Origin of the sequence: Dactylosporangium sp. CA-052675 (assembly GCF_050947935.1) — a bacterium.
GTDB lineage: Bacteria > Actinomycetota > Actinomycetes > Mycobacteriales > Micromonosporaceae > Dactylosporangium.
On sequence record NZ_CP192010.1, the window covers coordinates 7,475,041 to 7,501,457 of the forward strand.

Annotated in this window: 31 protein-coding genes; 13 read left to right on the forward strand and 18 right to left on the reverse strand. The window is 70.7% G+C overall.

Annotated features, from left to right (window positions below; translation table 11 throughout):
- Positions 1-254: 254 nt before the first annotated feature.
- The 3 genes from ACQP1P_RS33280 to ACQP1P_RS33290 form a co-directional block, all read right to left on the reverse strand.
- A complete protein-coding gene (locus tag ACQP1P_RS33280) occupies positions 255-629 on the reverse strand; it encodes a winged helix-turn-helix domain-containing protein (RefSeq protein WP_433076958.1) in 375 nt (124 codons plus the stop codon).
- Positions 626-1,069 (reverse strand): hypothetical protein, encoded by a 444-nt coding sequence (locus ACQP1P_RS33285; protein ID WP_433076961.1) that lies wholly within the window; start codon positions 1,067-1,069, stop codon positions 626-628. Before ACQP1P_RS33285 ends, ACQP1P_RS33280 begins: the two co-directional genes overlap by 4 nt.
- Positions 1,070-1,364: 295 nt before the next feature.
- Entirely contained in the window at positions 1,365-1,799 is a 435-nt protein-coding gene (locus tag ACQP1P_RS33290) for a MarR family winged helix-turn-helix transcriptional regulator (RefSeq protein WP_433076963.1), read from the reverse strand.
- Positions 1,800-1,892: 93 nt separating this feature from the next.
- Here ACQP1P_RS33290 and ACQP1P_RS33295 point away from each other — a divergent pair, with 93 nt between their 5' ends.
- The gene (locus tag ACQP1P_RS33295) at positions 1,893-2,459 is read left to right on the forward strand and encodes a YbhB/YbcL family Raf kinase inhibitor-like protein (RefSeq protein WP_433076965.1); all 567 of its coding nucleotides are present in this window, start codon (positions 1,893-1,895) and stop codon (positions 2,457-2,459) included.
- A gap of 234 nt (positions 2,460-2,693) precedes the next feature.
- Here the strand turns inward: ACQP1P_RS33295 and ACQP1P_RS33300 are convergent, their stop codons facing one another.
- Entirely contained in the window at positions 2,694-3,032 is a 339-nt protein-coding gene (locus ACQP1P_RS33300) for a hypothetical protein (RefSeq protein ID WP_433076967.1), read from the reverse strand.
- Between the two features lie 245 nt (positions 3,033-3,277).
- Here ACQP1P_RS33300 and ACQP1P_RS33305 point away from each other — a divergent pair, with 245 nt between their 5' ends.
- The 4 genes from ACQP1P_RS33305 (at position 3,278) to ACQP1P_RS33320 (ending at position 7,304) form a co-directional block, all read left to right on the forward strand.
- Positions 3,278-3,841 carry a hypothetical protein gene (locus ACQP1P_RS33305; protein WP_433076969.1) on the forward strand — a complete coding sequence of 188 codons (564 nt, stop codon included), beginning with the start codon at positions 3,278-3,280 and terminating at the stop codon, positions 3,839-3,841.
- A gap of 304 nt (positions 3,842-4,145) precedes the next feature.
- Positions 4,146-4,694: an SUKH-4 family immunity protein gene (locus tag ACQP1P_RS33310; protein WP_433076972.1), complete on the forward strand. Its 549-nt coding sequence runs from the start codon at positions 4,146-4,148 to the stop codon at positions 4,692-4,694.
- A 241-nt stretch (positions 4,695-4,935) separates the two neighbouring features.
- Positions 4,936-5,916, forward strand: coding sequence for a hypothetical protein (locus tag ACQP1P_RS33315; RefSeq protein ID WP_433076974.1), 981 nt, complete (start codon positions 4,936-4,938; stop codon positions 5,914-5,916).
- A 194-nt stretch (positions 5,917-6,110) separates the two neighbouring features.
- The gene (locus ACQP1P_RS33320) at positions 6,111-7,304 is read left to right on the forward strand and encodes a hypothetical protein (protein WP_433076977.1); all 1,194 of its coding nucleotides are present in this window, start codon (positions 6,111-6,113) and stop codon (positions 7,302-7,304) included.
- 364 nt (positions 7,305-7,668) lie between these two features.
- Here the strand turns inward: ACQP1P_RS33320 and ACQP1P_RS33325 are convergent, their stop codons facing one another.
- From ACQP1P_RS33325 to ACQP1P_RS33335, 3 genes are all read right to left on the reverse strand, one after another.
- On the reverse strand, positions 7,669-7,869 hold the full coding sequence (locus tag ACQP1P_RS33325) for a hypothetical protein (protein ID WP_433076980.1): 201 nt from the start codon (positions 7,867-7,869) through the stop codon (positions 7,669-7,671).
- A 568-nt stretch (positions 7,870-8,437) separates the two neighbouring features.
- The gene (locus ACQP1P_RS33330) at positions 8,438-9,178 is read right to left on the reverse strand and encodes a hypothetical protein (protein ID WP_433076983.1); all 741 of its coding nucleotides are present in this window, start codon (positions 9,176-9,178) and stop codon (positions 8,438-8,440) included.
- A gap of 343 nt (positions 9,179-9,521) precedes the next feature.
- Positions 9,522-9,986, reverse strand: coding sequence for a VOC family protein (locus ACQP1P_RS33335; protein WP_433076986.1), 465 nt, complete (start codon positions 9,984-9,986; stop codon positions 9,522-9,524).
- Between the two features lie 161 nt (positions 9,987-10,147).
- On the opposite strand from ACQP1P_RS33335, the gene ACQP1P_RS33340 reads away from it, so the two are divergent.
- Together ACQP1P_RS33340 and ACQP1P_RS33345 are read left to right on the forward strand one after the other, a co-directional pair.
- On the forward strand, positions 10,148-10,966 hold the full coding sequence (locus ACQP1P_RS33340; protein WP_433090202.1) for a DUF6928 family protein: 819 nt from the start codon (positions 10,148-10,150) through the stop codon (positions 10,964-10,966).
- A 241-nt stretch (positions 10,967-11,207) separates the two neighbouring features.
- Positions 11,208-11,654, forward strand: coding sequence for a GNAT family N-acetyltransferase (locus ACQP1P_RS33345; protein WP_433076988.1), 447 nt, complete (start codon positions 11,208-11,210; stop codon positions 11,652-11,654).
- Between the two features lie 195 nt (positions 11,655-11,849).
- Here ACQP1P_RS33345 and ACQP1P_RS33350 read toward each other — a convergent pair whose 3' ends face one another.
- The 6 genes from ACQP1P_RS33350 to ACQP1P_RS33375 all read right to left on the reverse strand — a co-directional run bounded on the left by ACQP1P_RS33350 (position 11,850) and on the right by ACQP1P_RS33375 (position 17,178).
- Positions 11,850-12,536, reverse strand: coding sequence for a DUF3592 domain-containing protein (locus ACQP1P_RS33350; protein WP_433076991.1), 687 nt, complete (start codon positions 12,534-12,536; stop codon positions 11,850-11,852).
- A gap of 244 nt (positions 12,537-12,780) precedes the next feature.
- Positions 12,781-13,062 (reverse strand): winged helix-turn-helix transcriptional regulator, encoded by a 282-nt coding sequence (locus ACQP1P_RS33355; RefSeq protein ID WP_433076994.1) that lies wholly within the window; start codon positions 13,060-13,062, stop codon positions 12,781-12,783.
- Entirely contained in the window at positions 13,059-13,463 is a 405-nt protein-coding gene (locus ACQP1P_RS33360; RefSeq protein WP_433076997.1) for a VOC family protein, read from the reverse strand. Before ACQP1P_RS33360 ends, ACQP1P_RS33355 begins: the two co-directional genes overlap by 4 nt.
- A gap of 340 nt (positions 13,464-13,803) precedes the next feature.
- The gene (locus ACQP1P_RS33365; protein WP_433076999.1) at positions 13,804-14,085 is read right to left on the reverse strand and encodes a hypothetical protein; all 282 of its coding nucleotides are present in this window, start codon (positions 14,083-14,085) and stop codon (positions 13,804-13,806) included.
- A gap of 132 nt (positions 14,086-14,217) precedes the next feature.
- Entirely contained in the window at positions 14,218-17,010 is a 2,793-nt protein-coding gene (locus ACQP1P_RS33370) for a BTAD domain-containing putative transcriptional regulator (RefSeq protein WP_433077002.1), read from the reverse strand.
- A gap of 3 nt (positions 17,011-17,013) precedes the next feature.
- Positions 17,014-17,178, reverse strand: a complete 165-nt coding sequence (locus tag ACQP1P_RS33375) for a hypothetical protein (protein ID WP_433077004.1) — start codon at positions 17,176-17,178, stop codon at positions 17,014-17,016.
- A gap of 193 nt (positions 17,179-17,371) precedes the next feature.
- On the opposite strand from ACQP1P_RS33375, the gene ACQP1P_RS33380 reads away from it, so the two are divergent.
- Positions 17,372-18,103 carry an AfsR/SARP family transcriptional regulator gene (locus tag ACQP1P_RS33380; RefSeq protein ID WP_433077006.1) on the forward strand — a complete coding sequence of 244 codons (732 nt, stop codon included), beginning with the start codon at positions 17,372-17,374 and terminating at the stop codon, positions 18,101-18,103.
- Here the strand turns inward: ACQP1P_RS33380 and ACQP1P_RS33385 are convergent.
- Complete coding sequence (locus ACQP1P_RS33385; RefSeq protein ID WP_433077008.1) at positions 18,096-18,452, reverse strand: hypothetical protein; 357 nt, start codon at positions 18,450-18,452, stop codon at positions 18,096-18,098. The two genes, ACQP1P_RS33380 and ACQP1P_RS33385, sit on opposite strands and share 8 nt — an antisense overlap.
- A 135-nt stretch (positions 18,453-18,587) precedes the next feature.
- On the opposite strand from ACQP1P_RS33385, the gene ACQP1P_RS33390 reads away from it, so the two are divergent.
- Together ACQP1P_RS33390 and ACQP1P_RS33395 are read left to right on the forward strand one after the other, a co-directional pair.
- Entirely contained in the window at positions 18,588-20,024 is a 1,437-nt protein-coding gene (locus tag ACQP1P_RS33390) for a cellulase family glycosylhydrolase (RefSeq protein ID WP_433077011.1), read from the forward strand.
- A 65-nt stretch (positions 20,025-20,089) separates the two neighbouring features.
- Positions 20,090-20,401, forward strand: a complete 312-nt coding sequence (locus ACQP1P_RS33395) for a family 43 glycosylhydrolase (protein WP_433077014.1) — start codon at positions 20,090-20,092, stop codon at positions 20,399-20,401.
- Positions 20,402-20,471: 70 nt separating this feature from the next.
- Here ACQP1P_RS33395 and ACQP1P_RS33400 read toward each other — a convergent pair whose 3' ends face one another.
- Positions 20,472-20,963 carry a TlpA family protein disulfide reductase gene (locus ACQP1P_RS33400; protein WP_433077016.1) on the reverse strand — a complete coding sequence of 164 codons (492 nt, stop codon included), beginning with the start codon at positions 20,961-20,963 and terminating at the stop codon, positions 20,472-20,474.
- Positions 20,964-21,056: 93 nt separating this feature from the next.
- Between ACQP1P_RS33400 and ACQP1P_RS33405 the strand changes: the two genes are divergently transcribed.
- Positions 21,057-21,770: a GntR family transcriptional regulator gene (locus ACQP1P_RS33405; protein WP_433077019.1), complete on the forward strand. Its 714-nt coding sequence runs from the start codon at positions 21,057-21,059 to the stop codon at positions 21,768-21,770.
- On the opposite strand, the gene ACQP1P_RS33410 is transcribed toward ACQP1P_RS33405, so the two are convergent.
- Together ACQP1P_RS33410 and ACQP1P_RS33415 are read right to left on the reverse strand one after the other, a co-directional pair.
- Positions 21,719-22,501: an aspartate/glutamate racemase family protein gene (locus ACQP1P_RS33410; protein ID WP_433077021.1), complete on the reverse strand. Its 783-nt coding sequence runs from the start codon at positions 22,499-22,501 to the stop codon at positions 21,719-21,721. The two genes, ACQP1P_RS33405 and ACQP1P_RS33410, sit on opposite strands and share 52 nt — an antisense overlap.
- A 2-nt stretch (positions 22,502-22,503) precedes the next feature.
- On the reverse strand, positions 22,504-24,000 hold the full coding sequence (locus ACQP1P_RS33415) for an NCS1 family nucleobase:cation symporter-1 (RefSeq protein ID WP_433077023.1): 1,497 nt from the start codon (positions 23,998-24,000) through the stop codon (positions 22,504-22,506).
- A gap of 134 nt (positions 24,001-24,134) precedes the next feature.
- Here ACQP1P_RS33415 and ACQP1P_RS33420 point away from each other — a divergent pair, with 134 nt between their 5' ends.
- Positions 24,135-24,815, forward strand: a complete 681-nt coding sequence (locus ACQP1P_RS33420; protein ID WP_433077025.1) for a 2-phosphosulfolactate phosphatase — start codon at positions 24,135-24,137, stop codon at positions 24,813-24,815.
- A gap of 91 nt (positions 24,816-24,906) precedes the next feature.
- Here ACQP1P_RS33420 and ACQP1P_RS33425 read toward each other — a convergent pair whose 3' ends face one another.
- Entirely contained in the window at positions 24,907-25,530 is a 624-nt protein-coding gene (locus ACQP1P_RS33425) for a TetR/AcrR family transcriptional regulator (protein ID WP_433077027.1), read from the reverse strand.
- A gap of 137 nt (positions 25,531-25,667) precedes the next feature.
- On the opposite strand from ACQP1P_RS33425, the gene ACQP1P_RS33430 reads away from it, so the two are divergent.
- Positions 25,668-26,372: a Crp/Fnr family transcriptional regulator gene (locus ACQP1P_RS33430; protein WP_433077029.1), complete on the forward strand. Its 705-nt coding sequence runs from the start codon at positions 25,668-25,670 to the stop codon at positions 26,370-26,372.
- Positions 26,373-26,417 lie beyond the last annotated feature (45 nt).

Genomic DNA, 26,417 nt, shown 5'->3' on the forward strand with positions numbered 1-26,417 from the left:
GCGACGCCAGGTAGGGCGTCCATACAACCGTCGAGGACCTTGATCACGTTTCCGCTCATGCCGCCGTTGGTGCGCGGCGGCAGGCACGTGCACGTTACAGCGGGTGACCAGCGCGGCGAGGCCAAGACTTCCTGTCCTGCCGATGAGCGGATGTCGCACAGCTGGACAAGGATGGGGCGCAAGCCGTGGATGTCGACTACCTTGGCGGTGTCGCCAGACCATGCTGAAACGCCGTTGGCTGTGGTCAAGCCAGGTCAGCTGCTGCCCAGTAGCGGATTCGATGCGGGGCGTGGTTGGTCGCGATCAGCAGGGAGAGACGTCGCCTGCCGGGTGATGGCGGAGAACGACTCCTCCAGCTGGGCCAGCCAGGCTAGATGACCCGCTACTGCCTGGCGGCCTTGCGCGGTGAGCCGGAACCACGTGCGCGGCCGTCGTCCGATCGCGCCCTTGCGGACTTCCACGTATCCCGCGTCTTCGAGCACGCGGGACTGTTTCGACAACACCGAGTCGCTGATGCCGGCCGCATCGCGCAGCGCAGCGAACTCGACCCAGTCGGCGCCGGCCGCCAGAAGCCCACAGATCGACAACCGGACGATAGGGTGTATGAGCGGGTCCGGCTTGGCAGTCATGCCGGCTCACCGCCGGTTCGCAGGCTTTCGCGTACGCCGCGCAGTGCGGCGCCCACGCTGATCACCCCGGCCACGACCGCGAGGGCCGCGACAACGACCGCAGCCGTGAGCAGGCCGCGATCGATCAGGAAGTGCTCGGTCACGATCGCGGCGATGCTGACCACGAGCATGGCGATCCGTGCGCGACGGCCCGGCCGATAGGTGAGATCTGGAAATCCTATGGATACGCCGGTGGCCCGGGCCAGGCCCCATTGCAGCAGCCAGGCCAGCGCCAATGCCGCGATCAGCAGGGGCCAGAGGCGAACCCACTGCGGGAGGTACCGCGACATGAAGGGCATGGCGAAGGCTAGTGCGAACAGCGTGGCGCTTCCGGTCAGGTACCACCACGGCGGCCGCATTCGGTCGGCCAGCCGGTTCCGCTGCTCTCTCAGCTGCTCCAACGCTGCTTCCTGTCCTCCTGCGTCACGCATGATGTTCCCCCTGTCATGTACTTTCCATTTAGAAAGTACATGACAGGATTGCTCGGCGGAAGCCCGCCAGCCGCCTGCAGAGCGGCCGTGGTGACGCCGAACCCTTGCGGGTTGGTCAAACCCTGGCGAACCTCGATCGATGCCGGAGCCGCGTAGCCCGCCATCGCTGTTGGAGGGCAACGTCGTCATCGGGACGCAGGGCCGGCCGGGGGGCGGTAGCCACCACCCGTCAATGCGTGGGCGGCATCCGTCGGCCGGTCTGCGATCACGACTCGGCGATGTCGTCGAGCAGCTGCGCCGCACGTGCGAGCACCGCGCGATCCTCGGCGCTGAGCGCGTTCAGCCGCTCATCCAGCCATGCATTGCGCCGGGCACGAGCGGCGCCGGCGAGTTCCCTGCCGGACGCGGTGACGCCGAAGAGCACCTTGCGTCGATCGGCCGGATCCGGGCCGCGTACGGCGTAGCCCGCCGACGTCAGCCGGTTCACGCTCTGACTCATCGAGGCGGGCGAGACCCCGGCCTGCTCACTCAGGTCGGTCAGGCTCCGCGGTCCGCGTTTATGCAGGTAGGTGAGCACGTCGAAGGCGGCATCGCCGAGGCTGCCGGGCTGTCGCTCCGTGCGGAAACGGCGGTACAGGCGCCCGATGGCAGAGCGCAGCCGGTCGCCGAGATCGGGCTCCTCCGGTGTGTCCTGCTCCATGGATCGTTAATATACCTAACTACTTGATTCGTATACCTAAAGAGGTGATGATCGGCAGCGGCACCGCTGCCCTCCCGAACCGAGGAGATCCCCATGCCCGCCAACCCGCTCGGCGTTGCCCTGCGCAAGAAGCGCGCCGGTCACCACACTCTCGTCTGGGCCCGCCCCGACCTGCAGGCCCCGCAGAACTTCACCCTGACCAGCCCCGCCTTCGACCACGGGACGCCCATCCCGAAAAAGTACGAGGGCCGCTACTTCGGCGCAAACCTCTCGCCCGCCCTGAGCTGGACGGCACCACCGCCGGGCGCCGCCGAACTCGTCCTGATCGTGCAGGACCCGGACGTACCGATGAGCAAGCCGGCCACACACGCGCTCACGCTCGGCATCAACCCCGCACTGACCAGGATCGAGGAGAATGCCCTCACCAACCCCAGCCCGGTCCCGGGTCTGGTACACGGCAAGGGCCCGCTGGGCCGGCGCGGCTGGGCCGGCCCCAAGCCGGTGCGCTCACACGGCCCACACGCGTACGTGTTCCAGCTTTTCGCCGTCGATCAGGCCCTCGACCTACCGGCCGGATTCACCCTCGACAACGCCGTGGCCGCGATGACCGGGCACCTCCTCGGCCGGGCCCGGTTGGACGGCACCTACGAAATTCGCTAGTCCCACGCAGTCCTTCCGGCAGCGAATCGGCGGGAAGCAAAGAAGATCGAGCACCGTCCCCGGCCGGGCGAGCGGCGTCCTCATTTGCCGCGTCCATGGCGCGCCGGCCCGCCGCCGCTCGTAACAGAGGGTGACTTGTCTCCGGCGCCGTCGGCAACCCGACATGCCGCGCATGGGGCGCCGGTTCTTTGCCGGCGGTGGTGCACGTCCGCTGCGGTTCGAGCGCCGCGCCGTCTATGACGGCACTGACGTCGGCAGCCCGGTCACGAGGTACTGCAATTGAGGTGGCGCTTCGGTGAGGAGGTACTCCACAGATCTCCGGACGAGCCTCGACGCGACGAGGACGTCGACATCACTTCCTTGGTCCAATGCGTGCGACAGTATCGACAGTGGGGTGACAATCGCCGACTCGATCGTTTCCGGCAACGCGTCCAGGTAGCGGGTGTCTTCGGCGAGGACCAGGCCGACGAGCTCGCGCGCCCGCTGCCGGACCATGGACATGTCGGATGCTGCGGTCGCGGACTCGGCACCGCGCCATTCAGGAAGGTATGCCGGCCACCCGAAGCTCTCCATGTGCCCCCGATCTCGCAAGGGGTGATGGACAAACGTAGTCAACACCTCGCGCCACTCGCTCATGGCCGCAGACATCGCGCCCACAAACCCGCAGTCTGTCACACCCAGCGCCGACGTCGTTGGACGTCGATGATGACCGGAATTCGGCGTTGTCGGGTCCTCGGAGCTGGGCAGAGCCGCGGGCCAGATGGTGTTACCCTTCGCGCGCTGTGCGGCCGACCGCGGCTGCGACGGAGGAGCCGAGCGTGAGCGAACACAGCATGACGGTAGTACGGCTGGACGATGTTCCAGTGGCCGATCGCGAGCAGATCGCCGCCGCGGTGCAGGACCTTCTGGTGACGCGCGGTGTGATCATTCCCAACGATCGTCGCGACCCACTTTGGCAGCCAAGTGTTTGGATGCCCGGTCCGCAGTCCCGGACGATCGTGGACCACACAGACTGGTTCGACGCGTTCCTGCACACCGCGAACAACGGCGTCGACATCAGCGTCGAGCGCGACGCCTACCATCCGGTCGAAAACGATGAGGTGCCTCGCTGCCTACGCTGCGACGCCAAGGCGCCGGCCGACTACACCGACTCCTACGCCGAGTGGCTAGAGGCGTGGATGAGCCATGGGCAAGAACCGTCGTTCGTCTGTGGTTCGTGCCAGCGGTCGGCCCCGGTAGGCGACTGGAACGGCCGGTTCAGCGTTCTTATCGGCGCTCCGGCGGTGACCTTCTTGAACTGGCCACCGATCTCGCAACGCCACATCGCCGAGCTCCGCGGCGCACTCGGCGGGCGCACCGGGATCGTCTTCAGCCACTGGTAAACGGATTCAGAGGCGCCGACGGCCTTCGCCGACGCCGAATGTTGTGCGCGGATCTGCCGCCGTTGGTCCGCGGCGACCGCGCTCTAGCCGTCACAATCGGTAGTCGATCTGGCAACGCCGGTGGCTTCCTGAACTGCCGATGTCGGTGCGCTCCACGAGATGGACGCTGGTCCCGTCGCGTCCGCCATCCTGACGCCGACCCCTTCGGGCCGCACGGCAGCGCAAGAAGGGCTCCGTCGTGTGGTGTGTGGGGTAGCAAACGTCGCTGCGAGGCAGCACGTTCAGGGCCGATAACCGCATGGGCGTGGCTATCGAGGATCTTCCTGTTCCGCCCACCTTCGAAGCGGTCGAGGCGTGGGCGGGAACCGGGCGGGTTGTGCGAGCAGCCCCGCAGGATGTGGCCATGTGGCGGCTCCCCGAACCGCACAAGGCGGTGTTGGTCTCCTGCGGCATACCGCTGGTCGACGGCCTCGTGCATGCGGCATCGTTCGACGCGGAGCCGACGATGTACCGGCTCGCGGAGCGCCGCATCGACCCGCCGGCCATCAGGTGGGTGTATGGCGCCGTGCCGGACACGGGCCACGTGCAGGAGGTCCTACTACCCGCGGGAAAGACGAAGTTCGTCAACTCGTCGATCAACCACTGGCTCTGTTCGCTGCACATGGTTGGTACGTCGCGGAGCACCTCAACCGTCATCGGACGTTGGGACGAGGACGAAGAGGCCGAGGAAGCGGCACTCGCCGAGCTCGCCGACTTGCTGCAGCGGATCAAAGCCCTCGACCCACCTGCCTACGGCGACGGCGACCACTGCACCCACTTCTGGCCTGGCACGCTCGACCGCTGGCTCTACTAATCACCCAGAGACGCACTCATCCGCATTCCGGGGGCACTCGGACCGAGTGCTGCGCCTTGGCCCGCTGACGGCAGGGTTCGCTGTCGAGACCCGAATGTCGACGAGGTGGCAATCGCCGGAGTGGTCAAAGCTTTGCGGATCTTGTCCGGTGCCATGGTCTGCGGTGCTTCTGGGATGATGCGGCTCGATGTGCCGTGGCGTGGGGTTGGCGGCGCCGTGGGGAAAGTGCTGCGGGGGGCGGATGGCTACGGAGAAGATGTGGGTCGACTGGGAGGACGGGGCGCATCTGTCCCGATCGGCGAAGAAGCTCGGTTCATTCAGCCCGCTGACCCGTGACGGCGCCACGAACAACCTGGGTCACGTTACTCTCCGCCCAATCGACGGGGGCGAGAACTTCCTGCGCGAGGCTGCTGTCGCGGTCGCTGCCGCGGTGACGCTGAAAGTCATGGAAATGGCGAAGCCGCACGTCGAAAAGTGGGTGACCGAAACCGCCGTCCCGGCCGCCACCTCGGCGGTAGCGTCGGCCGTCCCGGCTGTCGGATCGGCTGTGGCGTCGGCTGGCTCTGCCGTGGGCTCGGCTGCGGTATCAGTTGGCTCCGCTATCGGGTCGGCGGTGGCGTCGGCCGGCTCCGCTGTCGGTACGGTTGCCGTATCGGCCGGGTCCGCCGTGGGTTCGGCCGCAGTATCGGCTGGCTCCGCGGTGGCGTCGGCCGGCTCGGCTGTCGGGTCAACCGCGTCATCAGCGTGGAACAGGCTGACTCGCAAAAAGGCCAAGCCGGTCGTCGAGGTCGAGTCGCACACCGCGGTGGAAGCCGCGCCAGCAGACGCCGCGCTGGTGGAAGCCGTGGCGGTGGAGGCCGGTGCGGTGGTGGAGGTTACGGCCGTGGATGCGCCGCACGATGTGGCTGCCGCTATCGAGGCGTACAGGGCTGGTATGAGCCGGGCGGAAGCGCGGCAGCGTATCATCGCGGCGCTGACTGCCCGACTGTTCAGCGAGCAACAGATCGCGATCGTGCGCAATGCGCGAATAGAAGACGGCGGCGATACACCGGAGCTGGACAGCGCCACCCTGGCATCGATGCAGAAGCAGATCGGCGAGAGCGTCCAGCTGATACTGGAGACCGCCCCCGCTCTGCTCGGCGAAGACGCGATGGCGGACCTACGGAAGATCCTCAGCCCGGCGCGCGCCGAAGAAGACGGGCAATCCGAACGACGCAAATGAAGCGTCTCGGCCCCGTCATCGAGCCACTTCCACGGCGCTCGCTTGGCCGGCGGATCCGGGAGTGCACCCATGCTGGTCCGGCCAAACGCCCTGAGCGACCTGTACGCAGTTGCACCGGGGATGGCCACCGGTGACGACTCCCGGTCGGTCTCGGCTCCGCCCCGCCGTGGCCAGACGATCTGCATACTGTCGCGGTGCGCGGATCTACCGCCGATGGTGCGCGCCGCTCTCAAAGCCTTGATCGGGTGCGTGGACATGCCGCAATCAAGGCGCAGCCGCGCCAGGGCATCGCGTGTATCCTCCCCGCCATGAATCTTGAGGACCCCGACGGCGAGCTGCGCAGGCTGGCGGGCGAGGCCAAGTTCCCGCACCGCGATGCGGCGCAGCGCGCGCTGCGCTTCCGTGGCTCCGGTGACGTCGCGGACCTCATCGCCGTCATGGAGGATCCGCACCCCTGCGGCATGACGGACGTCCTCTTCGCCATGGCCGGCGCCAAGCGGCCGTGGCTCAACTGGGTGCCGATGCCCAGCGAGGCGGTCAGCAACCTGGCCAACCACGTCGGCGCGCGCCGGGCCGCGGGCGAGACGATCAACATGGTGCGGACCGGGCTGTCGGCGGCCGAACCGGCCAGCGCGCTGACCGCCGCCCGCCGGGTGATAGGCCCGATGGAGATCGGCATCGGCGCGTTCCCCGAGCCCGACATCCGGGTGCCGCTACGGCGCCCCGAGCAGCACTCGATCTGGCGCTACGACGGCGAGAACCCCGTCGCGGCGGTGCCCGCGCCGAGCGCGGCGGCGATCGAGACCCTGCACGAAGTCGGCGGCCTGCCATGGCCGTCGATCCTGTCCGGATACCTGCAGGCCGAGCCGCTCGGCGCACTGTCCGTACCGGACCTGCTCGGGCTCCTGGCGCACCTGCCCGGCCCACCGGACACGCCGCGCTGGCAGCACCTTGCCAAGTCGACACCGATGTACTGGTACCGGCTGCTGCAGCCCTGGGTGTGCCTCGGCATCCTGCACCACGCGCCGGACGAGCCGTGGCCGACGTCGGTGCGCCGCCAGGTCCTCGTCGATGTCGCGATGGGCATCGAGGACTGGGCGGCCGACGCCGCGCTGTTCGCCCTCGTCACCGCCGCCTACCGCGAGCCCGCCCTGCGAACCGAGGTGCACTCGCTCGTGCGCACCCGCCTCGACGCCGCCGTCGCCGCGCCGCGGCTCGTCACGATCGAAGCGTCGCTGGCGCAGCTGATGCTCATCACGCCCGGCTGCACGCCAGCCGATCGGGCGGTGGCGGCTGCCGCTCTGGAACGCGCTGACGAGGACGAAGAGGAAGAGGAAGCGCACGCCCCAGCGCCGAAGCAGCGCCGGTGGTGGCAGCGCTCCAAGTAGCGCACGGTCCGGTCGAGCGGGGGTATGCCCAGCGCGGCGAGGAAGCGGTTCCTCTTCACCTCGGCGAGGACGTCCGCGTCATCGAGCCCCCGCTACTCCTCGTCGAGGTTGTCGTCGACAGCGTCAAGGTCCCCGGCCAGGTACGGCAGCAGGCCCGCGGCACGGCCACGTGCTCTGCCTCCGGCAACGCGATGCGCGAACTCCGGGGCGGCAACGCGGGCCAAGGTCCAGCGCTGGCCCTCGTCGGGGCCGCGTGCCGCCGGGGCCACCACGGCCACCGGACACCCTGGTCGAACGAATCCGCCGCCTGCCTCTCGCTGCGCCAGTGCCGGCGCGTTCACGCCACCGCAATCGGGATACTTCATCAATCCGGACCACCGAAGAGATCGACCCCGTTCACGCCGAAGCCGAACCCCAATGCGCCGCTCGCGACGGTTCCCCGGACAGCGAAGACCGCCGCCTGCCTGATCAGCTCCGATCCAGGCCAGGACACACACTCAAGCGCCGCAGCGGCCAACATCAGCCTGCCGACGGCCAGAATCGTCTCATCGGCGAACCGCCGCATCTGCCAACCGAATCGGAGAATCCCTCTGAGGTTCACGCACATGCCGCGATGAGCGCCTCCCGATCAAGGATGAGAGCCCGGTTGGCTGGCACGCCCGCTCGCGTGCGTGACCGTCTCGTCCCGGCGCCCGATCCGGTCGCCCCTCACCGGCGTAGAGGGCCAGGATCGCCAGCACACCCGCGGCCGCGGCCGGGAAAACGGCAGGCTCCGAGGTCAGCCCGGGTGCTCGAGTCGCCTCGCGCGTCGGCCCAGGTGCTGCTGGGACTGACGCAGATCCGCAGCCGAGTCCCAGCTGTCAGGTCGAGGCAGTGTCCGTACAGGCCTATCCGGGTGCCGTCGTCGAGCCGGACAGTGACATGTTCCCTGCTCCCGCCGGTCACCGCCGCGACGGTACAGGCGCCCGCGCGCACGATGTCCATGCGGAGCCGGTCGCACAACGCGGTGAGGCCGTAGGCTGCCGCCGCCATCAGTACCCCGGCGAGCAGCAGGACGGACCGCGCCGGAGTCGGACGAACCGGCATGAAGGTCGGCGGACTCCAGCCTCAGGCGTGCCTGGCCATGTACGCCCTCAAGACCCCGAGGAGCCGGCGACGGTCGACCGCCAGTAATACGGCATGCCGTGCCATGCGGCGAAGCCGGCCTGGAGGCGCTCGAGTTCCTGGCGGGTGCCGATCCGGGCTCGGTGCTGCGGCTGTTCGGCGTAGTGACGGATGACGGAGGCAAGGAACGCCGGGTTTACGGCCAGGTAGGACGGCGACAGGCGGAGGGTGCGCGTCCGGCCGTCGTCGCGCCGATACCGCACCGCCATCGTCCGCGGGCGACGTCTCGGCACCAGCGGGCCGCCCGGGCACAGCTGTCCCCACGGCACCCGGCACGAGCCGAGCATGGTGTGCGCCGTGATCCCGTCCGGGGTCATCGTCAGGCGGTAACGCAGCAGCCAGATGTAGGCCAGGCCTAGGCCAGCCAGCGTCACGACGAGCGCACCGGACGCCCACGCCGACCCGAACAGCGCGGTCGGCCGGACCTGGTCGGTGTCCGGCACCCGCTCGGCCAGCACCTGCGTCCCGGCCGCCATCAGCAGCAGCACGCCGGTCGCGGCTGGATACCGCAATGCCGATGCCACCGTAAACCCGGCGTCGGGGCCGACCCCGAACGCCGCCCGCCGATGCCGCAGGCGCCGCGTCAGCCACAGGAACAACAGCGGCGCGCCGCCGACTGCGACCATCAGCCCGAGCAACCCCAGCGCCGCGCCCAGCCAGCTGGGCTCGATCCGCCACGACAGCGGTTGCAGCACGAAGCTGTCGAGCACCCCCGCCGCAAACGCCCCGGCCCCGAGCACCGTGGCCAGGACCCTCACCGATAGAGCCGACACCGGACGCAGCCTAGACATCCACCACGGCGCTGGCGTCATCCAACCGGTCCGACAATTGCACATAGCCGCGGTCCGGTGTCGTCGCGGATACCGGCCCAAGCTTGCAAGCCAGAGCCCGCCCTGAGGAAGCGATCAGCTGTGGCCGCCGGTCTGCGGTCCGTTGATCCAGTGCGCGGACATGCCGCGATCCGCTCGCGACACGAGTTGCGGCACACCGCCCGCTGGCCGCGCTGGTGTGAAGAATGGGTTGTCTGCGCTGGTTACTCCCGCGCTAGACACTTCATGAACGCGTCTGCCTGAACCACGCGTCGTAGGCGGCTTGCACGCCGTCGTTTGACGACCCGGTCAACTGGAAGAGCTTCCACGCGTAACCGTACGGGTCCTCAAGCTCGGCGTATCTCTCGCCCCACGGCGCGTCCATTGGGGCGGAAGTGATGACGTACCCAGCAGTTCGGCACCGACGGGCCGTCTCGTCGACGTCGTCGACCTCGAGTCCGATGACAACGCCAAGCCCTCGCGGGCCGGCCTTCGTTTGCCGTTCCCGCGGGCTGTCCGGGAACGGCATTCCCACCAACGCGTCGACCAGCAATTGCAGCGGTCCGCGGCGCAGGATCGCCATCACGACAGCGCCATTGACACCGGACACGATCCCCACCCGGACAAACCCCAGGTTTTCATACAATGTCGCGGCTTCGCCTACGTCACTGACTCGCAGTCCCACACGCACCGGCGGCTCACTGCTCACAGCCGCGACGGTACACGGCGTGCATGCACACACCACTGCCGCAGAGCGCGCCAGTCCACGGCACTACACGCCAGCAGCGGTCATGTGGAGCGCCTGCCGGGAGGAGTGACCGGCGCGAGGGTGTTGGCCGTAGTCTTGGAAGATCATCCTGGGTGGAGGTGATGATCTGGATGGGCGCGAAGACTGCACTGCTGGCGTTTGTCGATGGCGACCTTCGCCCCGTGCTGCGTGGAGTGGGCCGGTCGGACCCGGCGGAGGTTATCGACCTCGTGCGGGGGCTGCATCCCAACTCTGCGGTGACCGCGATCGGTGATGGTTCGCTCGGTGGGGATTGTTACCCGCCTGACGATACGAGCTACGCGACGGTCGTGGCCGGCGCCGAGCTGTTCTGCGACCGGCGGCTCATCTGCGATCCCCCGTCGCAGCTGCCCGAGCGGCTGCTCGAGATCGGTGCGGGCCGGCGGATCATCATGCACGGGATGCACTCGGTTTCCGACTGGCTGTGCTTCGCTGTGTGGGACGACGGCAACCTCGTCCGCTCGCTAAGCGTCTCCCCGGACCGCGGCGTCGGCGAGAACATCGGCGAGCCGTACGAATTCGAGCGGCCGTACTGGGAGGGCGAGCGTCCAGTCACGGCAGCGTTCCCTGGAGATGGTCCGTACCCGCTGCCGTTCCATCCGTTGGAGCTGGGCCAAGACGCGCTACGCGGGCTGTTCGGCTTCATCCTCGAAGGCCGCCGCGACCCGCACGACATCGATCCATTCGACGTGCACCTCCACGGATTCCGAGTTGCCGACCCGACCGGCCGCGAGGCGGCGGAACGAGAGGCAAGGATGAGAGCCATCCTGCAACGCATGAAACCGCCGCGCCGCTACACATTGACACCGGACGGCGAATGGCGGGAGAGCAGTGGCCCGAGCATCGGCAGTCACGACCGGCCGGCACCAACGGCAGACGAACCAGACAGTTCACAACGATGACCGGACATCCGGATCCGGCACTGTTGGATGCGCTCATGTACCACTGATCTTGGTTACCGGATCTGCCGCCGATCGGCATGACGGCGCCAGGTCGATCGTCACCCTCCGCGCTGGCTTGCTCGGGCGCCGTTGACAACGCCAGGCGCGCCATCATGCCGAATACCGTGCACCCGATCATGGCGCCGGGTCACTCCGGTACTTCTCCTGGCGGCTTGGCGCTTGACGCAGGCAAGATCGGTCGATGGTGACGATAAGACGGTTCAACAACGCCGATGCCCTCGCCGTGGCGGGCCTCATCGAACGCTGCCTACGTGAGGTCAACAGTCGCGACTATCCGAGCGAGGTCATCGAGCGGATGTGCGACCACTTCACCGAAACACGCGTCAAGGAGCTGGCCACGCAGCGGCAGATGTTCGTTGCCGAGGCAAGCGGGATCGTCGGCACGGTCTCCCGCGACGGCAACAAGGTATACACCATGTTCGTGCACCCCCGGGCCGCCGGTCGCGGCATAGGACGGCTCCTCATGCGCCACATCGAGGCGCTGGCCGTGATCGACGGCTACGACCACATGGAAACCGGCGCCAGCATCACAGCGCATGACTTCTACCGCCGGCTCGGCTACATCGACGTCCGATCCACCGAGACTGAATTCGGCTTCAACTACGTCCTGCGCCGGGATTTGCCCTGACGGAAACCGCCACCGAAGCCGGACAGCAGGTACGCGCTCATGCCGCCGTTGGTGCGCGTCTATTAGCCCATGCACGTCACGATGAGTGACATGGTCGCGAGATCAAGTCCTCCCTATCCTGCCGAGATGCGGCATCAAGGAGCCCTCTTGGCGACTCGACCTTTCGATCCGTAGCGGCCGCGCCGCGGTGCACTCCTACGTCTGCCCCAGCTCGGCGAGGAGCTGTCGTAGATACAGGTCGACCTGATCCTGCCGGTAGCCGCGCGGCGCGGTGGGTATCTCGGCCTGACGTAGTGCGGCCATGGCAGCGGTGCGGCCGGAATCTGCGGGGTCGTCGATCGCACGGTGGACGCGGGTGAGCAGCCGGTCCACGATGTCTGGGCGGTACCCCGGCATGGCGTAGCCGAATTCGACTGGCGGCTCCGCCCGCTCGGCGACAGCGGCTTCCGCTGCCCGGAACGGGACAGCGGGCGCGCGCCGGCGCAGCCGCGGCCCGGCGATGCCCATCACCACGACACCGATGGCCACCATGGTCGGCGGCAAGAGCTCGTGGCGGTAGTCGCTGACCAGGCCGGTGCCGGTGACGACGCTCTCAGGATCGTCGCGGTCCACGTACACCGTGATGGTCTCGCCCTCGGCCACGCCCGCGTCGCGAGAGGTCGATCCCAGCCCGACCCGGTGCGTCACGCCGTCGATCTGGTACCTGACCCGTACCCACGCCCCGCCGGTCTTCGCGTTGCCCCAGGTGCCGACCCGCTCGACGACAGCGACGACGGGTACCCCGTCGCGCATCCGCCGGTCGGGGCCGGTGTACCGGTCGACGGCGGCAACGATCCCGAGCACGACCAGCGCAGCCCCAGCGATCAGGAAGCCGAGTACCACTCGCCGCATTGCCCATCTCCGTCAATCATCATCCTCACCGTCGACCGGCTCCCGGAGAACGTGGGGGGCGTTCGCCTCATACACGCTCAGAGGCGGCATCCGAGATACTCCCACCCGTGACCGCGCTGACCGCGCACGTCTGCCGCGGGTCTCACGCGTCGATCGACCAAGATCGTCACGCCGAGTGGCAGTGCTTCGGCCCCCGCTGGTGCGCACTCGTGCCGAAGAGAGCGCACCCGACTCATCAGGCGTCGTTCTTGCCCCAGTTGCCGAGCGCGATGATCGCCTCGCGTAAGGCGAGGCCGCGATCGGTCAGGGCATAGGCCCGGGTGTTGTGTCGAAGGGGTAGGCGGACCAGCACGCCGGCCGCTTCGAGCTCGCGCAGGCGTGTCGCGAGCATGTTCGTCGGCACGCCGAGGTCGCGCTGCAGATCGCCGTAGCGTTGTGGCCCGTCGAGCAGCCGTTCGACGATGAGCAGGGCCCACCGTGCTCCGACGATGTCCAAGGCCGCAGCGAGGTCGCTCACGCGGCGGGATCGGTGTCAGCCTTCATCCAGAACGGTGAGTAGTGGTAGCCGTCGGGGTCGTCGAATTGGCGCTGGTACATGAAGGGGTAATCGTCGGTGTCCCCGATCCGCCCGCCGGCCGCCCCGGCGCGCTCGACGAGCTCGTCGACCGCCTCGCGGCTGCGCAAGTCGAACGAGACCGTGACCTTCGAGGGCGTCTGAGGTCCGCCGATCAGCTCTTCGACTCCGCCGACGCTGGCGTACATCTCGCGGCTGCCGAGCATGACGTACTGCTCGGGCGCGATCGCGAAGCACGACACGTTGTGGTCGGACATCTCGGCGTTCAGGGTCCAGCCGAGGGCCGTGTAGAAGGCGGTTGCGCGCTCGACGCTCTCGACCGGGCAGGTGATGAACAGACTCATGAAAGCCATACTTGCAAAATGCAAGTGGACCGTCAAGGGACATACATCCCGCTCAGCGAGCGGCTCCTGCGCCTGCAGACTGACACGACACCGACCACCGTTACATCGACGCGGTCCGCCAAACCTGGTGAACGCCATTCCACGCTCGACCACCCCCAACGCGGCGGACCCCGGCGGACGGGCAGAGCACCGAACGCACTGATCTGCCGCCGATCGAGCTCGGCGGCGTGCTTGAGCGGCTCGATCAGGTTCACTCATCTGCCGCTGATGTTGCGCGCTGACGTTCCGCCTGATCCGTTGTCAGTCGGTCGGGTGAGACTCGATTTACCGGCGCCGCATGTCATCCGGCGATGGCGGGCGGCCCGGCGCGCCAGCGCAACGCCAGCTGGGCGCACTGCGCGATCAGCTGGTCGCGGCTGAGCTCCCCGCCGTAGAGCGACGCCTCGAGCGAATCGCTGAACTGCAGGTAGTCAAGGTCGCGCGGGGACAGGTCGATGCGCTGGTTTCCGGTACGGGAGAGCCGGTGGCGGTTCGGTCGCCGGAGGACGCGTCGATGGGTACCGTGCCGTCCAGGACGCGAAGTGATCGCGGCTGGCGAACCGGCCGATGCCGCCGATACCACCCACCAGCCTGGTGGCGCCGGACGGTCCGATCCCATTCTGGCGGCGCGCAGCGCTCGCCAATGGCTGCGCGCCGGCCATGGGGGGTGCGGGGTGGGAACCCGCCGCCGCGGCGAAGGCGCGGCAACACGGCTTCACGGGAGGCGGGGCGCCACCTCGGCCAGGGCCGCGAGCTGGTTGCGCACCGACTCGGCCTCGCGCGCGCCCAAACCCGTGAAGATGCTCAGCGCCTCCCGGTAGTCCTGGCGCGCGCCGTCCCCGTCCCCCGCCGCGCGGCGCGTGTCCGCGCGGTGGGTCAGCACCAGCGCCACGTAGAAGCGCTCCCCCGTGTCGGCCAGGCGGTCCAGGGCGTGGCCGAAGCACTCGATCGCGCGGGCGTGCTCGCCGAGGTGGTGGTGGGCCACGCCCAGGGTGTCGTAGACGCCGGCCAGCTCGCCCGGCTCGCCCGCCTCCGTGAAGAGCTCCAGGGCGCGGCCGCACGTGCTGATCGCCTCGGTGTAGCGGCCGGTCATGGTCTGCAGGGACGCCACGCCGCCCAGGGATCTGGCCTCGCCGACCACGTTGCCCGCGGCGCGGTACAGCGCGCAGGCGCGCGAGGTGTGGGCCATCGCCTCCTCGTAGCGGCCCGCGCCTTCCAGCAGCTCGCCGAGCGTCCCGGTCGCGTGGGCCAGGCCGTTGGCGTCGCCCAGGTCCCGGTAGAGCTCCACCGCGTCGCGCAGGTGGGCCGTCGCCTCGTCGTGGCGGTGCAGACGGCCCAGCGTGCGGCCCTGGCTGCGCAGGATGCGTGCCTCGACGGCGCGGTCGCCGGTGCGCCGCACGGCGTCGAGGCCGGTCGCGAGCACGGCCAGCTTCTCCGGCCAGCGGCCGGTGCGCTCCAGGTACACCACGCAGCTGCAGGCGAGCTGCCACGCGTGCGACGGATGGTCGGCACCGGCCCGCTCGACGGCCGCGAGCAGCACCGCGCGCTCGGCGTCGAACCAGGCCAGGGCCTGCGCCCGGTCCTCGACGGGGTCGGGCGTGACCGCGGGGGCCGGCGGGTCGATCGGGGTCGGGGTCTGGTTCGCGTCCAGCAGCAGGGTCGCCGGGTACGCGGTGTGCACGAGGTGGTCGAGCAGCCGGGCCAGGGCCGCGTCCCGGTCGGCCGGGGCATCCGTCGCCTCGGCCAGCTCGACGGCGTAGGCGCGGATCAGGTCGTGGGCGCCGTAGCGGCCCGGGCCGGCCTCGGTGAGCAGGCTCGCGGCGCACAGGCGGCGCAGGGCCGTGCCGGCCTCGCCGGGCTCGACGCCCGCCAGGCTCGCCGCGGCGTTGAGCGTGACCTCCGGGCCGGGGTGGACCGACAGCAGGCGGAACAGCCGGGCGGTCTCGTCGTCCAGCACGCGGTACGACCAGGAGAACACGGTCCTCGGGTCGGTCGCGGCGTCGACGCCCGCGAAGCCGTCCAGGGTGCGGCGGGCCCGGCCGAGCTCGCCGGCGACGGCGGCCAGGGACGGTGTCGAGGTCACGGCGGCGCGGGCGGCCACGACGCTCAGGGCGAGCGGCAGGCCGCCGCAGCGGGCGATGACGTCGGCGACGGCGGCCGGGTCCGCGGCCACGCGCCGGCGTCCGAGGCGGCGCTCCAGCAGGCCGGCCGCCTCGATCGTGTCGAACAGGCCGAGCATGAGCGGCCGGGCCCCGGCGGCGGCCAGCCCGGCGAGGGGGTCGCGGCTGGTCACGACGGCCAGGCAGCCCGCGCCGCCGGGCAGCAGCGGCCGCACCTGGGCGGCGTCGCAGGCGTTGTCCAGCACGACGAGCACGCGGCGGGCCGCGACCAGGCTGCGGTACAGGCTCTCCCGCTCGGCCGGGTCGGACGGGACGTCGCGGGGCCGGACGCCGAGCGCGGTCAGCAGCAGGCTCAGCGCCGCGGCGGGCTCGACGGGGGCGCGGACCGGATCGAAGCCGTGCAGGTTGACGTACAGCTGCCCGTCCGGAAATCGCTCGGCGACGGCGTGCGCCCAGTGCACGGCGAGCGTGGTCTTGCCGATGCCGCCCGGGCCGCTGATGGTGGCGACCGGCACGTCGCGGTCCGGGTCGCCGGTCGGCAGCAGCTCGTCGAGGCGGGCCAGCCACTCGGTGCGGCCGGTGAACCCGGCGACCCGGGCGGGCAGCTGCCGGGGCACGACCGCGCCGGGCGCCGGCGGGCCGGGGACGGGCGCGGCCGGGGGCGGGTCGTTGCGCAGCACCGCGAGGTGCAGGTCGCGCAGCTGCGGGCCGGGGTCGAGGCCGAGCTCGTCGGCGAGCACCTGGCGCACGGACTCGAAGACCTCGGCCGCCTCGGCCCCGCGGCCGACCCCGACCAGGGCCCGCATGAGCTGGCCGCGGAACGTCTCGCGCAGGGGGTACTGCCCGGTCAGCGCCCGCAGCTCGGCGATGACGCCCTCGTGCCGGCCGCGGGCGAGTTCGAGCTCGAAGCGCTGCTCGAGCGCCTGCAGCCGCAGCTCCTCCAGCCCGGTGGCGTCGGCGGCCAGGGCCGGCACCGACTCGAGCCCGGTCAGCGCGGGGCCGCGCCACAGGGCCAGCGCGGCCTCGAGGGCCTGCCGGGCGCGGTCGGGCTCGGCCGTGGCGGTGCGGGCGACGGCGAGCAGTGACCGGAACCGGGCGGCGTCGAGCTCGTCCGGTTCCAGCCGCAGCACGTAGCCCTCCGGGCGGCGGCCGATGCGGTCGCCGCCCAGCGCCTTGCGCAGGTGGTGCACGTACACCCTGACGTTGGCATCCGCCCGCGCGGGCGGCGTGGTCCCCCAGAGGGACTCGACGAGGATCTCGGCCGGGACCGGGCGCCCCGCGTGGCAGGCGAGCACCGCCAGCAGGGTCCGCGGCTTGCCGCCGGGCAGCTCGACGGGGTTGCCGTCGTCGTCGATGACCTCCAGCGGCCCGAGCAGGCCGATCCGCACCGGTCAGGGCGTCGGGGTCGCAGTGGGTGACGGCGGCGCCACCGGGCACTTGTCCTGCCACTCACCGGCGTTGGTGTAGCAGCCCTGCTTGTTGATCGCGTGCGCCGCCGTGGCTCCGCCGAGCACGACGACCCCGGCGGTCACTAACGCCAGCACCAGCCTTCGCATGTAGCCCCCCAACAGGTCATGGCCGGCGTGGGTCCGGCCGCCTCGGATCATACGACCCGGAACGACCGTTTTGGGGGCGGGCACATCGACGCCGGGCGAAGGACCAACGGCGCTTTAACGGATTTGCAACCCCGCTCCGTCACGCTCCGCAGGCGATCCGCGGCAGTGAGCGGCCTCGATGGGGGGGTACGGCGTGAACGAACCCGGTGCACCGGTGCTGACCTTCGGCATCCTCGGGCCGCTCGAGGTCCGGGCGGGCCAGCGGCGCGTCGCGGTGACCTCGGCGCGGCAGCAGGCCCTGCTCGGCGCGGCGCTGCTGCGGGCCAACGCCGTGGTGCCGACGGCCCGGCTGGTCGACGCGATCTGGGGCGACGAGCCGCCGAACACGGCCCCGGACCTGGTGCAGACGTACGTGTCGACGCTGCGCCGCTCGATCGGGCGCCCGGCCGCGGCGTGCATCGTCACCCGCCCGCCCGGCTACCTGGTGCGGGTGGAGCGCGGCGCGCTGGACCTGCACCAGTTCGAGCGGCTGACCGAGCAGGCGCGGCTGGCCGCGGCCGGCGGCGACCACGAGCGCGCGACGCGGCTGCTCGGCGACGCGCTGGCGCGCTGGCGCGGCCCGGCGCTGGCCGGCCTGGACTCGCCGCTGTTCCGCGCGGCGGCGGCCCGGCTGGAGCGGCTGCGGCTGCTGGCGACCGAGCGGCGCTTCGAGTCCGCGAGCCACCTCGGCGACCCGGCCTGGATGGTGCCGGAGCTGACCGCGTTCGTCGCCGAGCACCCGGGCCGCGAGGGCGCGCGGGCGCTGCTCACGCAGGTCCTGCTCCGGCTGGGCCGCCCGGCCGACGCGCTGCGCGTGCGCCAGCAGGCCGGCGCGCTGCGCGAGCCGGGCCCCGGCCTGCGCGCGCCGCACGGGCGGATCAGCTGATGCCCGCCTGCGCGTCGAGGCGCTGCAGCAGGTCGTGGGCGGCGAGCTCGACGTCCTTGTGCCGCCACTGCGAGGCCCGGTACACGCACGCGATGAGGCCGGTGCGGTGCACGCGGCGGAAGTCGCCGTAGACGAACGCGTAGCGCGCCTTCGTCTCGTCGGGCGTGCCCTCGGTGAGCCCCAGGTGCCAGGCGGCGTAGTCGGCCCAGGAGTGCCGCCGCAGGTACGCGTTGCCCTCGTCGGCGTGCGGCTGGACCTCGCCCCAGTCGCTGTCCAGGACGTACTGCCGGGCGTCGATCAGCGCCCGGGCCCGCTCGACGGCGGCCGGGTTCACCGTGTATGAGGCCATGACGTGCGCATACCCCGCCCCGGCAGCCCGCACGCCTGTATCTTTCACCGCCATCGGGCCGCCGAGCGCTGGTCCGGCCGCACCTCGAAGCGCTTCGATTGAGTTTCGAAAAGGCGGGGCGTACTCAGGTACGTCATGAAGAGACGACTCACGATCTTCGGCGCCGCGCTGGTCGCGGTCGCCGCGTCGTTCGTGGTGTACGCCCAGGAGGCGTCCGCCGCCGTCGGTCTGCACGTGAGCGGGCGCAACATCGTGGAGGCCAACGGCCAGCAGTTCATCATGCGCGGCGTCAACCACCCGCACGTCTGGTACACCGGCAACACCCAGGCGTTCGCGGACGTCAAGGCCCTCGGCGCCAACACGGTGCGGGTGGTGCTCGGCTCCGGCAAGCGGTGGGGGCCCTCCAACGACGTCGCCAACGTCATCTCGCTGTGCAAGGTGAACAAGCTCATCTGCGTGCTGGAGGTGCACGACACCACCGGCTACGGCGAGGACGGCGCCGCGGCCACGCTCGACGAGGCCGTGAACTACTGGATCAGCCAGAAGGCCAACCTGGTCGGCCAGGAGAGCTACATCTCCATCAACATCGGCAACGAGCCGATCGGCAACAACAACCCGCAGCAGTGGACGGCCGCCACCGTCGCCGCGATCCAGAAGATGCGCAGCAACGGCTTCCAGCACCTGCTCATGGTCGACGCCCCGAACTGGGGCCAGGACTGGCAGAACGTGATGCGCGACAACGCCCAGACGGTGCTCGACGCGGACACGCAGCACAACACCGTGCTGTCGATCCACATGTACGCCGTGTACGCCAGCGCGCAGACCATCATCGACTACCTCGACCGGTTCCAGAACAACAACTGGCCGCTGGTGATCGGTGAGTTCGGCTGGCAGTTCCAGTCCGGCGAGGTCGACCACGAGACGCTGCTGGCCCAGGCCGACGCCCGCGGGCTCGGGTACATCGGCTGGTCCTGGAGCGGCAACACCGACCCGATCCTCGACATGGCCACGAACTTCAACCCGAACCAGCTGACCACCTGGGGCCAGCGCATCTTCAACGGCGCGCACGGCATCAAGGCCACCGCCAAGCAGGCCTCGATCTACGGCGGCACCACGAGCCCGTCGCCCAGCCGCTCCTCCGCCGGCCCGTCGATGAGCCCGTCGGCCTCGCGCAGCGCCTCCACCAGCCCGTCGGCGTCGCGCAGCGCCTCCACCAGCCCGTCGGCCTCGCGCAGCGCGTCGGCCGGCCCGTCGCAGTCGCAGGGCGGCACGAAGGCCTGCACCGCGGCGTACTCCGTCGTCGGCAGCTGGCCGGGCGGCTTCCAGGGCCAGGTGACGGTCACCGCGGGCGGCCAGTCCATCGCCGGCTGGACGGTCACCTGGACGTACGCCAACGGCCAGGCCGTGACCAGCTTCTGGAGCGCGAACATCACCAGCAGCGGCGCGAACGTGACCGCGGCGAACGTCGACTACAACGGCACCATGGGCGCCGGGCAGAGCACGTCGTTCGGGTTCCTCGGTTCGTACGCGGGCACCAACTCGGTGCCGACGCTCACCTGCACCGCACGGTAGGACACGGACGATGGGGGCCGAAACCATTTCGGTCCCCATCACAATTTGTCACAACATTGACCTGCATGAGTTCGACAGGCGACCATCTCCGAAAGGGTTTTCGGTTCCCATCCGAGGACCTGAGAGATGAGTCGATCCGCCCGTCCGCCACGGGCCGCCGCGGCCTTGCTCGCCGCCGTGGGCACAACGGGTTCTTCAAGTCGCCCGACGGCACCGAGGACTGGATGGTGTACCACGCCAACACCTCCGCCTCCGGCGGCTGCGACATGAACCGCAGCACCCGGGCGCAGAAGATCACCTGGAACAGCGACGGTACCCCGAACCTGGGCGTCCCGGCCGCGCTGAGCACGCCGCTGGCCGTGCCCTCCGGCGAATAGTCGTCACTGCCGTACCCCCGGAAACCGGCCCGGCATCCCCTCCCTTCCCTGGGGGTGCCGGGCCGGCCCGTCACGCGGGAACGGGGACCCGCACGCCGCTGGACTCGATGACCCCCGCGCGCACGAGCACGAACGCCGGGAAGCCCTGCACCCCGAAGGCGCTCGCGACCGGGCCGTCCGGATCCTCGACGACCACGGGGGTGTCGCCCAGCCCGGCCAGCATCGGCTCGACGGCGCCGCCGTCGCGGACCACGACCGCGTAGGCCGCACCGGAGTGCCGGGCCGCGGCCTCGCGGAAGTCGCCGAGCCGGTCGTGGCAGGCGGGACAGGTGGTCGAGAAGAACCCGAACAGCGCGGTGCCCGGCAGCCCGTCGCGCGACAGCCCACGACCATCCACTGTGGACGTCTCGAAGTCGCCGGGCCGCCGGCCGGCGGGGGTGGTGAGCATCGGCTGGCCGGTGCCGAGGGAGCGCTGGCGGCGGATCAGGCCGAGCACGAGGATCAGGTTGAAGATGGTGAGCACGGCCAGGAGCACGACGGCGATGAGCAGGGCGGTGGTCATGGCGGGCAGCCTGGTCGATGCGTGTCACGGCGTCAACATCCGCGAAATCCGCCGATAACGGGGCCGCCCTACGCTCGCCGCGGGAGGTGAGCCATGCCCGGTCCCCGCAGGCGCTCGGTCCTGGTCGCGCGGCTCGCCGGGCGGCCCGCCGGTCACGCACCCGGCGCGGTCCTCGAGGACCTGCGCAGCTGCATTCTCGACGGCGACGTCCCGCCCGGCTCGGCGATCCCGGTCGACGCGGTGGCGGCCGCGTTCGGGGTGTCGCGCATCCCGGTGCGGGAGGCCCTGATGACGCTCATCGGCGAGGGGCTGGTCGACCATCGGCCGAATCTCGGGTACCGGGTCGCGAAACTTACCGCCAAGGAATTCGCCGAGATCTATCTGGTCCGCGAGGCCCTCGAGACCGCGGCGCTGCGCGTGGCGGTGGCCCTCGCGCGCGGGGAGGACGACGAGCGGGCGGCCGCGGCGCACACGGCCCTCGAGGCGGCCGTGCGGGCCGGGGACGGGCGGGCGTACCACCGCGGCAGCCGCGGCTTCCACCTCGCCCTGATCCGCCCGTGCCGGATGCGGCGGCTGCTGCACATGCTGGGCACGGCCTGGAACATGACCGAGCCGCTGCAGCCCATGACGCATCTCGGCCCGGCCGACCGCGAGCTGCTGCACCGCGACCACGCCGCGATGCTGGCCGCGTTCACCGCCCGCGACGCCGACGCGCTCATCGCGGCCTGCGCCGGGCACCACCGGCGGCTGCAGTCCTACATCGCGCGGCTGCCCCGCGACACCGGGCTCTTCGCCGACCCGCTCTGAATGGTCATCCCGAAGCCGGCCAGCGCGCCGGTGTAGGGCTTGGGCAGCGGCGGGGCGTACTCGTTGCGCGCCGACGTGCGCAGGCCCAGGGTCACCAGCGACTGCACGAGCAGCGTGGCGGCGCCGACCCCGTCCACGACCGGCACGCCCAGCCGCGCCGAGACGGCCTCGCACAGCCCGGCCATCCCCGCGCAGCCGAGCACGATCACGTCGGAGCCGTCCTCCTCCAGCGCCAGGCCGGCCAGCGCGGCGACCCGGTCGGCCAGGTGCGGGTCGGCGTCGAGCTCCAGCACCGGGATGTCGCACGCGTGCACCCCGCGGCAGGCGCCGGGGGCGGTGTAGCGGTGCGCCAGCTCCCACGCCCGGCCCAGCGTGCGCTCCAGCGTGGTGACGACGCTGAAGCCGCGGCCGAGCAGGGCCGCGGCGTGCATGGCGGCCTCGGCGATCCCGACGACCGGGCCGCGGGCCAGCTCGCGGGCGGCGTCCAGCCCCGGGTCGCCGAAGCAGGCCACGACGTAGCCGTCCACGCCGGACGCCTCGCCGTCGGCGACCGCGGCGAGCAGGCCGGGCACGCTCAGCGCCTCGTCGTAGTGGCTCTCGATGGAGGCCGGGCCCGTCGCGGAGGTGACGGCCTCGACGAGCACGCCCGGGCCCGCCACGGCCCGGGCGCTCGCCCCGATCAGCGCGGTCATCGCCGCGGTGGTGTTCGGGTTGACCACGCGGATGCGCATCGCTACGCGGCCTTCCTCGCGAGTCCCAGATAGACCAGCAGGCCCAGCGCCATGCCGATGAACCAGCTGTACTGCGCCGTCGTGTGCATCCCCGGCCCGCCCGACCACAGCACGGGCACGACCGCGACCACGGCCCCGGCGGCGGTGGCGATGAGCGCGGGCGGGTTGTAGCCCTTGCGGTACCAGTACTTCCCGTCCGGGCTCATGGTGAACATGGCGTCGACGTCCACCTTCTGCCGGCGCACGAGGTAGTAGTCGGCGATGAGCACCCCGAACAGCGGCCCGATCGCCGCGCCCAGGATCTCCAGCGTGTAGTGGATGACGTCCGGGTTGTTGTAGAGGTTCCACGGCGTGATGAGCACCGAGCCGACCGCGGCGATCATCCCGCCGGCGCGCCAGCTGACGCGCTGCGGGCTGACGTTGGAGAAGTCGAACGCGGGCGAGATGAAGTTCGCGACGATGTTGATGCCGATGGTGGCGATCGTGAACGTGAGCGCGCCGAGGACGATCGCGAACGTCGAGTCGATCCGCGCGACCGTCTGCACGGGGTCGGTGATGAGCTCGCCGAAGACGGGGATCGTCAGCGACGCGGTGACGACGACGAGGATGGAGAAGGCGAGGAAGTTGACCGGCAGGCCGAGCAGGTTGCCGGTCCGGACCGAGCCGAACGACCTGCCGTAGCGCGAGAAGTCGCCGAAGTTCAGCATGGGGCCGGAGAAGTACGACACCACGAGCGCGATCGCGCCGAGCATCACGGGCACCGCGTCGAGGCCGTGGTACTTCACCTCGCCGAGGCTCAGGTCGATGGCGCCCCAGCCGGCCTTGTGGATGAGGTAGCCCGCGAGCACCGCCATGACCACGTACACGGCCGGGCCGCAGAAGTCGATGAACCGGCGGATCGTCTCCATGCCGGTCCAGAACACCGCGGCCTGCAGCACCCACAGCAGCGCGTAGGAGCACCAGCCGAGCAGCGGCAGGCCGAACAGGCCCCACCTGTCGACGTCCGCGTACGGGGCCAGGCCCGGCCAGAGCTTGAGCACGACCACGTCGAGCGCGGCGGAGGCCAGGTAGGTCTGGATGCCGTACCACGCCACGGCGATCGAGCCCCGGATGATCGCCGGCACGTTGGCGCCGAGCACGCCGAACGCCACGCGGTTGATCACGGGGTACGGCACCCCGGTCGCCTGGCTCGGCTTGGCGACGAGGTTGCAGAAGCAGTACACGATGCCGATGCCGACCACGAGGGCCACCAGCACCTGCCAGCTGGACAGGCCCAGGGCGAAGAGGGAGCCCGCGGTGACGTAGCCGCCGACGCTGTGCACGTCGGACATCCAGAACGCGAAGATGTTGTACGCGCCCCACGTCTGCCGCCGCAGGGGTGCGAGGTCCTCGTTGGTGAGCCGCGGGTCGTACCCGGGCTTGACGTCGCCACTGCCGACGGGCATGCCCGCGGCCTCGACGAGATCCTGATGCGGCGGGGTTTCCAGCGTGTCGGCCATGCACTCACGCTAGGAACGGCCTGTTTCCGCGACGTGTTCGCAGATATATATTGTTGTCGCTCCAGCGCCGGGCCTGCGGCGGGCCACCTGCGTCACCTTGCGGGCCGGACTCGCACGGCGAACGATCGGGAACCGTGTCGATCGTAGGTATGGACGCCGAGATCCCGGCCGGCAGAGTCACCGTCGTCATCGATGTCATTCGCGCGTTCACGACGGCCGCGATCGCTTTTGAACGCGGCGCGACGGACATCGCCTGCGCCCCGTCGGCAGCGGTCGGCCGAGATCTCCAGCGGCGGCACCCGGACCGCCTGCTGGCCGGGGAGACCGACGGGCTCAAGCCCCCGGATTTCGACTTCGGGAACTCGCCGTGGGAGATGTCGACGGCGCGGCTCGACGGCCGGCGTCTGATCCAGGCGACCTCGAACGGAACGCTCGGGCTCGCCCGGTGCCCAGCCCCGGCGGCGCTGCTCGCGGTATCGGCGCTGAACGTCGGGGCCACCGCCAGATGGATCGCGCGCCACCACGCCGGCACCGCGTGGACGATCCTCTGCACCGGGCGGACCGCCGAGGACCGGGCCTGCGCGAGGCACTTGGCCGGTCTGCTCGACGGGTCGGCGCCGGACCGGGCGGCCCTGGTCGCGGGCATCATGGACGGCGCCGCCGAGCATGCCCGGGCCTATGCGCGACTGCCCCCGTCCCGACGCGTGGATCTCTCCCGGGACCTTCGCTTCTGCTGCGACGTCGACCGGTCCGCCCTCGCCATGGTCGGCGAGGCCCGTGAGGACCACGTCGTCCTGGCCAAGGTGCCGTGCTGAACCGGCGGGCCCAGGGGCTGTACCGAAGTGGGGTCGCAGCGAGGCGGCGCCTGAGTCTGCCGCAGCCCGGCCATCCACTTCGATACGGCCCCTAGCGCTTCAGCGCCTGCCGCACGGCGGTCACGACCTGCTCGGGGTCCCTCGTGTCGCGCAGGACGATCACCATCGACCCGTCGCCGGAGTCGCCGGCGAAGAGCTGGACCACCCGGGCCATCGCCGCCTCGAGCTCGGCCGCGGGGTCGGCCGCCTCCCGGCGCAGCCAGCGGCGCAGCACGTGGTTGTGGGCGGAGACGACGGCCGCCGCCATGAGCTCGGCCCGCAGCGCGTCGGCCGGCGCCGGACCCATCCAGCCCGCGATGAACTCGCGGAAGAGTCGCTGGTACCGCGCCACGCTCGCGATCTCCCGGTCGCGCAGGGCGGCCACGCGGCTCGTGATCGCGTACCGCCGCCGCGCCCGGTCGCCCTCCTCGACGTAGCTGAGCAGGACCAGCCGCACCGCCTCGGTCACCGCCAGGATCGCCGTGTCGGCGCTGGACGTGGCCAGCCGCTCCCGCACCGCGGCGATGAGCCGGTCGTGGTCCGGGAAGATCACGTCTTCCTTGGACCGGTAGTGCCGGAACAGCGTCGTGCGCCCGACGCCCGCCCGGTCGGCGATGTCGTCCGCGGTCGTCTGCTCGTAGCCGCGCTCGTCGAACAGGTCGAGAGCCGCGTCCACGAGCCGCTGCTTCACGGGAGCTGCAGTTGCGGTCACCATGCCATCCTCCCGTATCTCCAGATCAGCCTGTTGCCCAGCCATGGTGGCATGCCGTACCGTCTGAACGGTACTCGGTACCGCCGCCCGGGGAGGACGACATGAGCATCACGCTGACCGCGCCAAGTCCGCTCGCCACCGCATTGTTCGAGTCCCTCGACCCGGTGGCGGCCGAGGCGCTGGCCGCCGAGTTCGAGACGGTGACGGCGGGGCGGCGCACGGTGCTGTTCCGCGAGTCCGAGAACGGCGACAGCCTCTACGTGCTGCTGTCGGGCAAGGTGAAGCTCTCCCGCCGCTCCTCGGACGGCCGCGAGGGCCTGCTGGCCCTGATCGGCCCGGGCCAGCCCTTCGGCGAGGTCGAGCTGCTGGACGGCGGCCCGCGCACGACGACCGCGACCGTGGTGGCGGACGCCCGGCTGGCGCGGCTGTCGAAGACGGCGCTGTACCGCTGGATGGGTCAGCACCCCGAGGTCGCCGAGCAGCTCCTGCGCGTGGTCGCGCGGCGCATCCGCGGCAACCGGGCGACCGTCCACGACCGCCTCTTCAGCGACGTGCCGGGCCGCGTGGCGGGTCAGCTGATCCAGCTCGCGCACCAGTTCGGGGTCGCCGAGGACGGCGCGACGCGGGTCGTGCACGATCTCACCCAGACGGAGCTGGCGCAGTTCGTGGGCGCTTCACGGGAGTCGGTGAACAAGGTGCTGGCGCAGTACGCCTCGCGCGGCTGGGTCCGCCTGGAGAACAAGTGCATCGTGATCCTCGACGATGCCCCGCTGGCCCTGCGGGCCCAGCACAAGCGCCGCCGCTGACCCCGGCTCGCCCGAGCCGGGCACAACGCCGGGCCACCGGCACAA